A 12,256-nucleotide genomic window follows, 5' to 3' on the forward strand; every position below is an offset into this window, starting at 1 on the left:
CAACACCGCGATCTGACCCCGCTCACCCGCATCCAACCGACGACCCGGCATGCAACCACCCCTCCGTTGCAACAACCGTATGAAACCGCCCCCGGCGTCAGCGCAGCGGCGCCGTCGACGAGCGCAGCACCAGGCGGGCGGTGACCGCGGTCCGCTCCTGGCGCTCGCCGGTGCGGATCCGCGTGGCCAGCATCTGCAGGGCCTTCTCGCCCAGCAGCTGGTGGTCGAGGTGCATCGTCGTCAGCGGCGGCGAGTAGTACGCGGAGTCCGGCATGTCGTCGACGCCGACGATCGAGTAGTCGCCGGGCGCCGTCCGGCCGCGCTCGGCCATCGCGCGGAGGAAGCCGAGCGCGATCTGGTCGTTGGCGGCCGAGACCGCGGTGAAGGACTCCGGATCGACGGACCGGCCCTGCGCGGCTCCCGACTCGGCGTCCCACTCCGTACAGCGCAGCACCTCGAGCGGGGCGACCTCCGCCTCCGTCAGCGCCGCCCGGTAGCCGCGCTCGCGGTCGACGGCCTCGTTGCGGTCGCCGGGGCCGGCGAGGTGCAGGATCCGCCGGTGCCCGAGCTCGAGCAGGTGCCGGGTGCCGAGATAGCCGGCGCCGTAGGAGTCGGCGTAGGTCGAGTCGCCCGCGGGGCCGCCGCGCTCGGAGCGCGTCACGACCGGCACCGAGGCGGCGATGTACTCGACCAGCTCGTCGAGCCCGCCGTACGGCGTGCCGACGATGATCCCGTCGACCTGGAACGAGAGCAGCTTGTCGACCGCGTGCCGCATCTCCTCGCGGGCTCCAGGAGCGTCCGGCCCGACCTCGAGCAGGGCCGTGATCAGCGAGAGCCCCTCGGCGCGCGCGGCCCGGCTCACCCCGGTCAGCAGCTCGGAGTGCCCGTAGTTCAGCGGCCCCATCGCGAGGAAGCCGACGGTGTCGGTGCGCTGGACCCGGAGGTTCCGGGCGACGCGGTTGTGCCGGTAGCCGAGCTCGGCGATGGCCGCCTCGATGCGCACCCGGGTCGCCGGAGCGACGTAGCCGCCGGTGAAGAAGCGGGAGACGGTCTGCGCCGAGACCTCCGCATGCCGCCCGACGTCGGCCATGCTCGGCCGCGCGCGGGGCGGGGACGTGCTCGACATCGAGGCTCCCTCCCTGGCGGCGACCCGCTCACTCTACTGAGCCGGTCCCAAGCCGATCGCCGTTACCCGATCGTGACCCATCAACCGGTTGCGCGCATTGTCGCCCGAATGTGTTATCGATAACGTATCCCTCATCCACCGCCGCTGGAGCTCCAGTCCCGGCCCTGATCGGCGGATCCGACGTCGATGTCGCGCTGCTGCGATGTCGAGCAGCGAAAGGACGCGACGATGCGTGCTCTGACCCGTTCCAATGCTCTGACCCGATCCGTCGCCCTCGCCACGGGCGCCCTCCTCCTCGCAGGCCTGGCCGGCTGCTCCGCGAGCGGCGGCGACTCCGGCGGCAAGACCGAGATCACCTGGTTCAAGCTCACCGAGTCGGCCGACTCCGCGAACGCGACGATCAACGAGATCGTCAGCGACTTCGAGGAGGCCAACCCCGACATCACCGTCAAGGTCGAGCAGCGGGCGGTGGACGCGCACAAGGACGCGCTGCGCACCACGCTCGGCACGAGCGGCGCCCCCGACCTCTTCTTCTCCTGGGCCGGCCCCGGTCTCGGCGGCGAGTTCATCGACGCCGGCGCGAGCCTGGACCTGAAGGAGTACTACGACGAGTACGGCTGGGCCGACCGCTTCTCCGACACCACGATGTCCACCGTCACCCAGTACGGCGGCTACGACGGCGTGCCCTACACCCAGCGCACCGAGGCGGTCTTCTACAACAAGGACCTCTTCGAGCAGGCCGGCATCGACGCCGCGCCCACCTCCTACGACGAGCTCGTCGAGGACGCCGGGAAGCTGAAGGACGCGGGCATCACCCCCTTCGAGTTCGGCGGCACCGTCAACTGGCACGTGATGCGCCTGCTCGACAGCCTGCTCGAGACCGAGTGCGGCGCCGACGGCTACCAGGCCCTCGTCACCGGCGAGGCGAGCTGGGCCGACGAGTCCTGCGTCACCGACACCTTCACCGAGTTCGCCACCTGGACGTCGGACTACGTCAACGACGGCTTCATCTCGATCAACAACGACGAGTCGAGCTCGCTCTTCTTCGCCGGCAGGGCGGCCATGGCGATCGAGGGCGACTGGTTCAACCAGCAGATCCGCGACGCCGGGATGTCCGAGGACTCGGTCGGCATCTTCGCCTTCCCCACGGGCACCGACCGCATCTACGGCTTCAACGAGAACAACTACATCTCCGCGAACTCGGAGCACGCCGACGAGGCCGCGAAGTTCCTCGACTACCTGACCTCGCCCGAGGCGCAGTCGAAGTTCATCGCCACCTTCGGCAGCCGCTCGGTCAACGTCGACGTCACCCCCGAGGACCAGAGCGCCTTCGACGCCCTCTGGAACCCGATCACCGAGGCGGCGACCGGCGTCTACATGAACAACGACCAGAACCTCTCGCAGTCGCAGACCACCGAGTACTGGCGCATCCAGAACCTGGTCGCGACCGGCGACCTCGACCCGGCCGACGCCGGCGCCGAGTTCCAGAAGTTCATCGACCAGCAGTGACGCCCGGGGCGGAGGGGGCCGCGCGTCCCCTCCGCCCGAGCGCCGCCGTGCCCGAGCACCCCGCGTCCGAGACGTCCGAGAGGTCCGCCATGACGACATCCACCCCCGCCCGCCCGCGGCAGTCCGCGCCGGAGCAGCCGCGGAGGAAGCATCCGCGCCGCCGGGGCCTCGCCCGCTTCGGCGGCACCGGCTTCCTCGCCGCCCTGCCGTTCCTCGCGCCGGCGCTGGCCGCCTACCTCGTCTTCGTGGTCGGCCCCTCGCTCGAATCGGTGCGGCTCAGCTTCTTCGAGTGGTCCGGCTTCCAGGGCGCCCCGCAGGTCTTCGTCGGCCTGCAGAACTACGTCCGCATCCTCACCCAGGACCCGGTGTTCTGGACCGCGTTCTCGAACACCCTCATCTGGGTGGTGCTCTCGCTGTTCATCCCCGTCGGCCTCGGGCTGGTGATGGCGCTGGCGCTCAACCGCCCGCTGTTCGGGCGCAACGCCTTCCGCTCGCTCTTCTACATCCCGGGCGTGCTCGCCCCGATCGCCATCGCGAACATGTGGCGCTGGATGTACAACCCGAACTACGGCGTGGGTGTGAACCTCGCCCAGCTGTTCGACCTGCCGTGGCTGGCCGAGGTGCAGTGGCTCGGGGACAAGAACCTCGCGCTCTACTCGATCTTCGCGGCCTTCGTCTGGCAGATCGCGGGCACGAACATGGTGCTCTTCCTCGCGGGTCTGCAGAGCGTCTCGCCCGATCATGTCGAGGCGGCCCGGCTCGACGGCGCGAACGCCTGGCAGGTGTTCCGCAACGTGACGATCCCGGCGCTGCGACCGACCACGGTCATCGTCGTCGTCCTCACGATCATCAACTCGATCAAGGTGTTCGACCTGATCGTCGGCATGACCGGCGGCGGCCCGGCGCAGCAGACGCAGGTGCTCGCGCTGTGGTCGTTCCAGCAGTCCTTCAACAACCACGAGTACGGCCAGGGCAACGCGATCGCCACGGTCCTGCTCGTGATCACCCTCGTCATCGTCGTCCCCTACATGGTGTGGACGGCTCGTCAGGAGAAGAACTCATGAGCGTCACGAGCATCCCGACCAGCGCGCCCGGCCTGGTCGCGCCGTCCAAGCGCACCCGCCGCCCGGTCGGCGGCCGCGACTGGATCCGGATCGGCCTCTGGATCGCGCTGGTCTTCGCCGTCCTGATCTGGGCCGTCCCGCTGATCTTCATGGTCTTCACCTCGCTGAAGAGCGAGGCCGACATCTTCAGCACTCCGGCCTTCGTGCCGCCGTGGTCGCCCGACTTCGGCAACTACGTCGAGGCGCTCGACCGCGGCAACCTGCTCACCGCGGGCGGCAACAGCCTGATCATCGCGCTCTTCAAGGTGCCGATCGGCCTCTTCATCTCGGCGGCCGCCGCCTTCGCGCTGGCCCGGATGCGGTTCCGCCGGCAGCGCCTGCTGATGGGCGTGATCGCGCTCGGCGCGATGGTCCCGATCCAGGTCGCGATCGCGCCGCTCTTCCAGGTCATCAACGGGCTGGGGCTGCTGAGCAGCAATTTCGGCATCATCCTGCCGTACATCGCGTTCGGCCTGCCTTACCAGACCTTCATCCTCTACGGCTTCTTCCGCCAGATCCCCGAGGAGATCGACGAGAGCGCGCGGATCGACGGCGCCGGCAACTGGCGGCTGTTCCTGACGATCATCCTGCCGCTGGCCCGCCCGGCCCTCGCCGCGCTGTTCATCCTCGACTTCGTCTCCACCTGGAACGAGTACTCCATCGCGCTCGCGCTGCTGCAGAGCCAGGACTCCTGGACGATCCCGCTCGCGCTGCAGGGCTTCCAGTCGCAGTTCACCAGCTCGTACGGGCCGCTGAACGCCTTCACCATCATGTCCGTGTTCCCCGTGCTGATCGTCTACCTGATGTTCCAGCGCTACTTCGTCGAGGGCGCCTTCGCCGGCGCCGTGAAGGGCTGACCGTGCCGCACACCACCGACACCGCCGAGCGGTTCTCGCGCGAGACGCGCCTGTTCGAGGTCCTCCGGGACCCTCGCGGGCACGCGATCGTCGAGCGCCGCCTCCCCGGGCTGGTGCACTCCTCGATCCTGCACACGCTGCACGGGTATCCGATCGGGCTCGTCGTCGACACCGAGGAGTCGCTCGACGCCGCCGAGCGCGAGGCGCTGCTGGTCGAGGTCGCCGCGATCCCGACCGAGGAGCCGGCCCCGGTCCGCGAGCAGGAGCGGTACGTCGAGCCCTCCGGCGACTACGAGACCGCGGACGTCCCGCTGGCGTCGGCCGTCGTCTCCGCGCCGGCCACCGCCTCCGTCTTCGGGCGCTTCGAGATCGAGCTGCGCGGGCCCGCGCACGGCAACCCGTTCGTCGACGTCGCGCTGTCGGCGATCGTCGACGGGCCAGACGGGTCGGTGCGCGTGCCCGGCTTCTACGACGGCGACGGCGTGTACCGCCTGCGCTGGATGCCCGAGGCGCCCGGCGAGTACGCCTGGACCACCTCGAGCAGCGCCCGCTCGCTCGACGGCGTCACCGGCTCCGTCTCGGTGACCGCGGCCGTGGCGGGGCGGCACGGCCCGGTGCGGGTGGCCGACACCTTCCACTTCGCGCACGCCGACGGCACCCGGCACCGCCCGCTGGGCACCACCTCCTACGCCTGGACGCACCAGGGCGACGCGCTGGAGGAGCGCACGCTCGCCGCGCTCGCCACCGCCCCCTTCACGAAGATGCGGATGTGCGTCTTCCCGAAGTCGTACCTCTTCAACGAGAACGAGCCGGAGCTCTACCCGTTCGAGGGCTCGCCCGAGGCGGGGTTCGACTGGCAGCGCTTCGATCCGGCGTTCTGGGCGCACCTCGAGCGGCGGATCGAGCAGCTCGGCGAGCTCGGCATCGAGGCCGACTTGATCCTCTTCCACGCCTACGACCGCTGGGGCTTCTCGACGATGGACGCCGTCGCCGACGACCGCTACGTGCGCTACGCCGTGGCGCGGCTCGCCTCGTTCGCGAACGTCTGGTGGTCGCTCGCGAACGAGTACGACCTGCTGTTCGAGAAGACCGAGGAGGACTGGGAGCGCTTCGCCCGGATCGTGGGGGAGGACGACCCGTCGCGGCACCTGCTCTCGATCCACAACTGCCGCGAGTTCTACGACCACTCCCGCCCGTGGATCACGCACGCCAGCATCCAGCGGCAGGACGTCTACAAGACGGCCGAGATGACGACCGAGTGGCGGCGCTGGGGCAAGCCGGTCGTGATCGACGAGTGCGCCTACGAGGGCGACATCGACCAGGGCTGGGGCAACATCACCGGCGAGGAGCTGGTGCGGCGCTTCTGGGAGGGCGCGCTGCGCGGTGGCTACGTCGGGCACGGCGAGACCTACGTGCACCCGGACGACGTGCTCTGGTGGTCGAAGGGCGGCGAGCTGCGCGGGACGAGCCCGGCGCGGATCGCGTTCCTGGAGTCGGTGCTGGCCGAGGGGCCCGCTCGCGGCCTCGAGCCGATCCCGCTCGACTGGGACGTGCCGCGCGCCGGTGTCGAGGGCGAGTACTACCTCTACTACTTCGGCTTCGACCGGCCGACCTACCGCCGCTTCCTGCTCGAGCCCGACGTCTCGTACACGGTCGACGTCCTCGACACCTGGGCGATGACCGTCGAGCGCCTGCCCGGCACCTACTCGGGCCGCTTCCGCATCGACCTGCCGGGCCGCGAGCACATCGCGGTCCGCCTGCAGCGCGCGCCCGCATGCTGATCGAGTAGCCCGCGGAGCGGGCGCTTGCATGCTGATCGAGTAGCCCGCGGAGCGGGCGTATCGAGATCCACCCTGCTGACGACGGTGGTCTCGATACGCCCCTGCGGGGCTACTCGACCAGCATGGGCGCGGGTGCATCCGAAGCGTGGACACCTGTTTATCGAGGACTCGAATCAATTCGACTAGGCTCGACGGCATGACCGAGAACACAGGCACGACCGAGATCCCGGGGGAGCTGCGCGTCGGCGTCGTCGGCCTCGGCTTCGCCGGCACCACCCACCTCGACGCCTTCCAGGCCCTCCCCGGCGCGCGCGTCGTCGCGCTCGCCGGCCAGGAGGAGGAGCGCCTGCGCGAGCTCGGCGCCACCCGCGGCGTCCCCGACCTCTATGCCGACTGGGAGGAGCTCGTCGCCCGCGACGACCTCGACGTCGTCTCCATCGGCGTGCCCAACCACCTCCACCACCCGATCGCCGTCGCCGCGCTCGCCTCCGGCAAGCACGTCTTCTGCGAGAAGCCGCTGGCCACGACCGCCGAGCTCGCCGCCGAGATGGTCGACGCCGCCCGCGCGAACGACCGCGTCCTCGAGATCGCCTACAACCACCGCCGCCGCGCCGACGTCGCCTACCTGCGCACCTATCTCGACGACGCCCCGCTCGGCGAGATCTACCACGCCCGCGCGAGCTGGCAGCGGCGCACCGGCATCCCGGGCATCGGCTCCTGGTTCACCAGCAAGGAGCTCGCCGGCGGCGGTCCGCTGATCGACCTCGGCTCGCACGTCCTCGACATCGCGCTGCACCTGCTCGGCGAGCCGCGGGTGACCAGCGTCTCCGCCGTCGCCTACGGCGAGATCGGCCGCTCCGGCCGCGGCGGGCGCCCGCACGGCGTCGCCGCCACCGGCACGCACGCCTTCGAGGTCGAGGACTTCTCCAGTGCGCTGCTGCGCCTGGACAACGGCCGCAGCCTGCAGCTCGACGCCTCCTGGGCCAGCTACTCCAAGGTGCACGAGGACATCGAGGTCGAGCTGCTCGGCTCGGCCGGCGGCGCCCGCCTGCACGTCGCCGACTACGCGACGGAGGGGACGCTCACGTTCTACTCCGAGGTCGCCGGCGCCCCCACGGTCTCCCGCCCGGACGTGCCGGTGCCCGCCGGTCACCACCGCTCGGTGATCGCGGAGTTCCTGGCCGCCATCGCCTCGGGTGCCGACGCGCCCGCCGGCGGACCCCGCTACGCCGGCCACTACGGCGACTACGCGCTGCACCGCAGCCGGGTGGTCGACGCGATCTACCGCTCCGCCGCCGAGAAGAAGGAGGTGGCGGTCGCATGAGCGCACCCCTCGAGGTCCTGGTCTGGAACGAGTTCCGCCACGAGACGCGCGGCGACGAGACCGTGATGCGGCACTACCCCGACGGCATCCACCGCGTGATCGCCGACGGGCTGACGGAGTCGCTCGGCGACGCCGTCTCGGTGCGCACCGCGACCCTCCCCGAGCCCGAGCACGGCTTGACCGAGGAGGCGCTCGCGAGGACCGACGTGCTGCTCTGGTGGGCGCACATCGCGCACCCGGAGGTGTCGGACGAGGTCGTGCAGCGGGTGCTGCGGCACGTGCAGGAGGGCATGGGCATCCTGATCCTGCACTCCGGCCACTACTCGAAGATCTTCCAGGCGCTGATGGGCACGACCTGCTCGCTGAAGTGGCGGAACGACCACGACCGCGAGCTGGTCTGGACGATCGCGCCGACCCATCCGATCGCCGAGGGCGTGCCGAGCCCGATCGTCATCCCCGAGCAGGAGATGTACGGCGAGTACTTCGACATCCCGGTGCCCGAGGAGACGGTGTTCCTCTCGACGTTCTCGGGCGGCGAGGTCTTCCGCTCCGGAGTGACCTACACCAGGGGCCTGGGCAAGGTGTTCTACTTCTCGCCCGGCGACCAGGACTACCCCGTCTACCACCACCCCGACATCAAGCGGGTGCTGGCCAACGCCGTGCAGTGGGCGCGCCCCAAGCGCGAGCGCACGCCCCTGACCGCTGACCACCACCCCCGAGGCTGGTTCGAGTCCTGACCCCTCCCGCGAGATGCCACTTGTGCACGCTTTTCACGGCGTGTCGCGCGCACAAGTGGCATCTCGCGAAGGTGCGGTTACTCGGTCGGCGAGGCAGTCCGGCGGGCGTGCCAGGCGCGCAGGGCCGCGACGCCGAGGGCAGCGACCACCAGCGCCGTCGCGGGCGTGCGGAGCGAGACGGCCGGGAGCATCAGCGCGCTGGTGAAGACGGCCTGCGCGTAGTCGAGCATCTCGAGCGGATGGCGGGCCAGCACCCGCGAGCCGGCGGCGGCCGAGACGGCGGTGACCAGCACCGGCCCGACCCAGAGCACGGCGAGGCTCACGATCCACGCGATCACGCGGCCGACGGAGAGCACCCCGCACCAGGCGAGGGCGAGACCGGCCAGGATCCCCGGCAGCCACTGCACCGCGTTCAGCAGCGCGACTCCGGCGGCCGAGCCGTCGCGGCTGAGCGGCGCGACAACTCCGGTCAGCCAGCCGCCGGCGGCCACCGCCGCGAGCGAGATCGCGACGGCCGCCCCCGCCCGCGGTGCCCGGGCGATCACCAACATGAGGAGCGCGCCGACCGCGATCGCGGCGACGGTGCCGCCGACGATCGCCGCGAGGTAGAGGTCGGAGTCGCGGTCCTCCCGCAGCCCCGCGGACACGGTCAGCGCCGACTGCACCAGCGCGACGATCTGCACGCCGACCGCGCCGAGCGCCGCGCCGAGCGGGCCGATGCCGCGGCGCCGGCCGACGCGCGCCGCGAGTCCCGCGAGGGTCGACCCGACCACGATCACCGAGACGATCAGCGTCAGGAAGTACTGGCTGAACGGCAGCAGCGCGAGCGGCATCTCCTCGGGCAGCACGTCGGTCGCCCACAGGTTCTGCAGCGGCAGCCGCAGCCCGGTGAGCAGCCACGGCAGCAGTCCGAGCACGCCGGCGGCGACGCCGACCCCGAGACTCGGGAGCAGGCGCGGGCGAGGGTGGACGGGCGCTGCGGAGGAGGTCACCCGACCATCCTCGCGCGAGTGCTGTCCCGCGGGGGCCCGGTCGTGCGACTGTGAGGAGTCCCCGCTCCACCCCGCACCCGCGCCCCACACGAGAGGAGGGCCGCCGTGGCCCTCGACCAGACCGTCCGCTCCTCCGCGGCCGAGCTCGACCGCCTCGACCCGCTCGCCGGCTACCGCTCCCGCTTCGTCGGCGCGGACGACCCGGCGCTGCCCGCCTACGTCGACGGCAACTCGCTCGGCCGCCCGCTGAAGGTCCTGACCGAGCGCTACGCCGCGTTCGTCGAGCAGGAGTGGGGGACCCGCCTCATCCGCGGCTGGGACGACAGCTGGTTCCAGCTCCCGCTGACGCTCGGCGACCGCCTCGGCCGCTCCGTGCTGGGCGCCGGCGCCGGCCAGATCGTCGTCGGCGACTCGACCACCGTCTCGCTCTACAAGCTGATCCGCACCGCGCTGACCGCCCGGCCCGGCCGCTCCGAGATCGTCATCGACCGCGGCAATTTCCCGACCGACCGCTTCGTGGTCGAGGGGATCGCCGCCGAGACCGGGGCGACGATCCGCTGGATCGAGACCGAGTCGGGCTCCGGGGTGACCCCGGACGACGTCCGCGCGGTCGTCGGCGCCGACACGGCCGTGGTCGTGCTGAGCCAGGTCGCCTACCGCTCCGGCTACGCCGCCGACGTCCCGGCGATCACCGAGATCGTGCACGAGCACGGCGCGCTGGTGCTCTGGGACGTCTGCCACTCGGTCGGCGTGCTGCCGATCGAGCTGGACGCCTGGGGCGTGGACCTCGCGACGGGCTGCACCTACAAGTACCTCAACGGCGGCCCGGGCGCCCCCGCCTTCCTCTACGTGCGCCGCGAGCTGATCGCCGGGGCTCGGCAGCCGATCCAGGGCTGGATGGGCGTCAAGGACTCGTTCCGGATGGGCGAGGACTACGACCCCGCCGACGGGATCCGCCGCTTCCTCAGCGGGACGCCGCCGATCGTCGGGATGCTCGCGATGCAGGCGATGCTCGACCTGATCGAGGAGGCCGGCCTGCCCGCGATCCACACCAAGTCGATCGCGCTGACCGCCTTCGCCGTCGAGCTCTTCGACGAGCACCTCGCCCCGCTCGGCGTCGAGCTGTCGACCACCCGCGAGCCCGCGCGCCGCGGCGGCCACATCACCGTCGACCACTCGGAGTTCGCCGCGATGGTGCCCGTGCTCTGGGAGCGCGGGATCATCCCGGACTTCCGCACGCCCAGCGGTATCCGGCTCGGCCTCTCGCCGCTCTCCACCTCCTTCGCGGAGGTCGAGACCGTGATGCTGGCGGTGCGCGACCTGCTCCTCGAAGGGGCGCGCGAGTCCCGAGAGGTCCACGGCGGCGCGTGAGCGGGGTCCTCGACCTCGCGGCGCGCGAGGCCGACCAGGTGCTCCGCTACGGTGAGGCGCCGGAGCAGATCGCCGAGCACTACCGCGGCTCCGGTCGGGGTCTCGTGCTGTTCGTGCACGGCGGCTTCTGGCGCGCACGCTGGGACCGGAGCCACGCGCGACCGCTGGCCGCCGCGCTCGCCGACGCGGGCTGGTCGGTGCTGCTGCTCGAGTACCGGCGCGTCGGCGACGCGGGCGGCGGATGGCCGGGAACCTTCGACGACGTCCTCGCGGCCGTCGCGGCGCTCCCGCCTCTGGTTCCCGTCGCGGAGCGCCCGCGCACCGTCCTGGTCGGCCACTCGGCCGGTGGGCATCTGGCGCTGTGGTCGCAGGCCGCGCATCCGTCGCCGCACGTCGACGCCGTGGTCTCGCTCGCCGGAGTCGCCGACCTGCGCGCCGCCGCGGACGAACGACTGGGAGACGGCGCCGTAGCGGAGCTGCTCGGCCCGGACGGCCCGCTCGACGACCTCGACCCGGCGCGGCTCCCCGCCCCGCCGATGCCGACCGTGCTCCTGCACGGCGCCCTCGACGACGAGGTCCCGATCGCGTACAGCCGCCGCTACTGCGTCGCGCACCCGTCCGCGCGCCTCGTCGAGCTCCCGGACGCCGACCACTACGCCCCGATCGACCCGCGCACCCCGGCGTTCGCGACCCTCCTGGCCGTCCTCGATGGTCTGTGCGCGTCGCCTCAGAGGTGATCGTCCGCTGCGCGCGGGAAGACGACCGTGCGTCGTGCGCCATCTCGACAGTCCCCCTTTCCTTGTCGTCGTCAGGGGGGCTGTAATATCCTGGTGCCGAAGCCGCAGAAGTATCGAGATGTCGTATCGTTCCTTCGCTCGCGCGGGTGGGTGCTCCTGCGGCGGGGCAAGGGCAGCCACGAGATCTGGGGTCTGCCCGACGAGTCGGTGAAGGAGACGATCCCACGGCATGCCGAGGTATCGGCGGGCGTGATTCGTCAGCTCGGCAAGAAGCTTCCCGATGTCCCGAGGGAATGGCGCTAGGAGGGTGACCGTGACGAAGTACGACCTTGCAGCGACCGCTGAGCGGGACGGCCGCTGGTGGCTGGTGACGATCCCCGAGCTCGACACCGTGGGTCAGGCCCGAACGGTGGGCGAGGTCGACGCCGTTGCTCGAGAAGTGGCCGCGCTCTTCCTGAACGTCCCTGAGGAGGCCGTGAGTGTCACGGTCACCGTGCACGTGACTCCCGCCGCGGAGGCGGCCTGGCGCGAAGCGGAGGAGGCCGAGCGCGAGTCGCGGGAGGCGCAGGAGCGCTCGGCCGCCGCTCGACGCCGGGCCGTCGCGATCGCTCGCGCGGACCGCTACACGCTCGATGCGGCCGCCGCTGCCTTCGGTGTGTCCCGGACCCGGGTGCAGCAGCTCGAGCGCGGGACGACGCCCGTCGCCTCCTGAGTAGCGC

Annotated in this window: 12 protein-coding genes; 10 read left to right on the forward strand and 2 right to left on the reverse strand. The window is 71.4% G+C overall.

Annotated elements, in window-relative coordinates:
- Positions 1 to 97 precede the first annotated feature (97 nt).
- On the reverse strand, positions 98 to 1,126 hold the full coding sequence (locus EDF17_RS00005) for a LacI family DNA-binding transcriptional regulator (protein WP_123444593.1): 1,029 nt from the start codon (positions 1,124 to 1,126) through the stop codon (positions 98 to 100).
- 228 nt (positions 1,127 to 1,354) lie between these two features.
- Between EDF17_RS00005 and EDF17_RS00010 the strand changes: the two genes are divergently transcribed.
- The 6 genes from EDF17_RS00010 to EDF17_RS00035 all read left to right on the forward strand — a co-directional run bounded on the left by EDF17_RS00010 (position 1,355) and on the right by EDF17_RS00035 (position 8,437).
- Complete coding sequence (locus EDF17_RS00010; RefSeq protein WP_123445314.1) at positions 1,355 to 2,635, forward strand: extracellular solute-binding protein; 1,281 nt, start codon at positions 1,355 to 1,357, stop codon at positions 2,633 to 2,635.
- A gap of 89 nt (positions 2,636 to 2,724) precedes the next feature.
- Positions 2,725 to 3,699 (forward strand): sugar ABC transporter permease, encoded by a 975-nt coding sequence (locus EDF17_RS00015; protein ID WP_123444594.1) that lies wholly within the window; start codon positions 2,725 to 2,727, stop codon positions 3,697 to 3,699.
- Positions 3,696 to 4,595, forward strand: a complete 900-nt coding sequence (locus tag EDF17_RS00020; protein WP_123444595.1) for a carbohydrate ABC transporter permease — start codon at positions 3,696 to 3,698, stop codon at positions 4,593 to 4,595. Before EDF17_RS00015 ends, EDF17_RS00020 begins: the two co-directional genes overlap by 4 nt.
- 2 nt (positions 4,596 to 4,597) lie before the next feature.
- Positions 4,598 to 6,376 (forward strand): DUF5605 domain-containing protein, encoded by a 1,779-nt coding sequence (locus EDF17_RS00025; RefSeq protein WP_243732735.1) that lies wholly within the window; start codon positions 4,598 to 4,600, stop codon positions 6,374 to 6,376.
- A gap of 196 nt (positions 6,377 to 6,572) precedes the next feature.
- The gene (locus tag EDF17_RS00030; RefSeq protein WP_123444596.1) at positions 6,573 to 7,700 is read left to right on the forward strand and encodes a Gfo/Idh/MocA family oxidoreductase; all 1,128 of its coding nucleotides are present in this window, start codon (positions 6,573 to 6,575) and stop codon (positions 7,698 to 7,700) included.
- Positions 7,697 to 8,437 carry a ThuA domain-containing protein gene (locus tag EDF17_RS00035; protein ID WP_123444597.1) on the forward strand — a complete coding sequence of 247 codons (741 nt, stop codon included), beginning with the start codon at positions 7,697 to 7,699 and terminating at the stop codon, positions 8,435 to 8,437. The genes EDF17_RS00030 and EDF17_RS00035 overlap by 4 nt, the downstream gene beginning before the upstream one ends.
- 77 nt (positions 8,438 to 8,514) lie before the next feature.
- On the opposite strand, the gene EDF17_RS00040 is transcribed toward EDF17_RS00035, so the two are convergent.
- Positions 8,515 to 9,429, reverse strand: a complete 915-nt coding sequence (locus tag EDF17_RS00040) for a hypothetical protein (protein WP_123444598.1) — start codon at positions 9,427 to 9,429, stop codon at positions 8,515 to 8,517.
- 105 nt (positions 9,430 to 9,534) lie between these two features.
- Here EDF17_RS00040 and EDF17_RS00045 point away from each other — a divergent pair, with 105 nt between their 5' ends.
- From EDF17_RS00045 to EDF17_RS00060, 4 genes are all read left to right on the forward strand, one after another.
- On the forward strand, positions 9,535 to 10,800 hold the full coding sequence (locus EDF17_RS00045) for an aminotransferase class V-fold PLP-dependent enzyme (RefSeq protein ID WP_123444599.1): 1,266 nt from the start codon (positions 9,535 to 9,537) through the stop codon (positions 10,798 to 10,800).
- Positions 10,797 to 11,537, forward strand: a complete 741-nt coding sequence (locus EDF17_RS00050) for an alpha/beta fold hydrolase (protein ID WP_123444600.1) — start codon at positions 10,797 to 10,799, stop codon at positions 11,535 to 11,537. The genes EDF17_RS00045 and EDF17_RS00050 overlap by 4 nt, the downstream gene beginning before the upstream one ends.
- 93 nt (positions 11,538 to 11,630) lie before the next feature.
- Positions 11,631 to 11,840: a type II toxin-antitoxin system HicA family toxin gene (locus EDF17_RS00055; protein WP_123444601.1), complete on the forward strand. Its 210-nt coding sequence runs from the start codon at positions 11,631 to 11,633 to the stop codon at positions 11,838 to 11,840.
- 10 nt (positions 11,841 to 11,850) lie between these two features.
- The gene (locus tag EDF17_RS00060) at positions 11,851 to 12,249 is read left to right on the forward strand and encodes an antitoxin HicB (RefSeq protein WP_123444602.1); all 399 of its coding nucleotides are present in this window, start codon (positions 11,851 to 11,853) and stop codon (positions 12,247 to 12,249) included.
- Positions 12,250 to 12,256 lie beyond the last annotated feature (7 nt).

The organism is Rathayibacter sp. PhB1 (assembly GCF_004362935.1).
GTDB classification, from domain to species: domain Bacteria; phylum Actinomycetota; class Actinomycetes; order Actinomycetales; family Microbacteriaceae; genus Rathayibacter; species Rathayibacter festucae.

What these genes read in the sequence shown, in the direction of transcription:
- EDF17_RS00005 (WP_123444593.1), bottom strand. Translation starts at nt 1,126, where the DNA reads ATGTCGAGCACGTCCCCGCCCCGCGCGCGGCCGAGCATGGCCGACGTC.
- EDF17_RS00015 (WP_123444594.1), top strand. Translation starts at nt 2,725, where the DNA reads ATGACGACATCCACCCCCGCCCGCCCGCGGCAGTCCGCGCCGGAGCAG.
- EDF17_RS00010 (WP_123445314.1), top strand. Translation starts at nt 1,355, where the DNA reads ATGCGTGCTCTGACCCGTTCCAATGCTCTGACCCGATCCGTCGCCCTC.
- EDF17_RS00030 (WP_123444596.1), top strand. Translation starts at nt 6,573, where the DNA reads ATGACCGAGAACACAGGCACGACCGAGATCCCGGGGGAGCTGCGCGTC.
- EDF17_RS00020 (WP_123444595.1), top strand. Translation starts at nt 3,696, where the DNA reads ATGAGCGTCACGAGCATCCCGACCAGCGCGCCCGGCCTGGTCGCGCCG.
- EDF17_RS00035 (WP_123444597.1), top strand. Translation starts at nt 7,697, where the DNA reads ATGAGCGCACCCCTCGAGGTCCTGGTCTGGAACGAGTTCCGCCACGAG.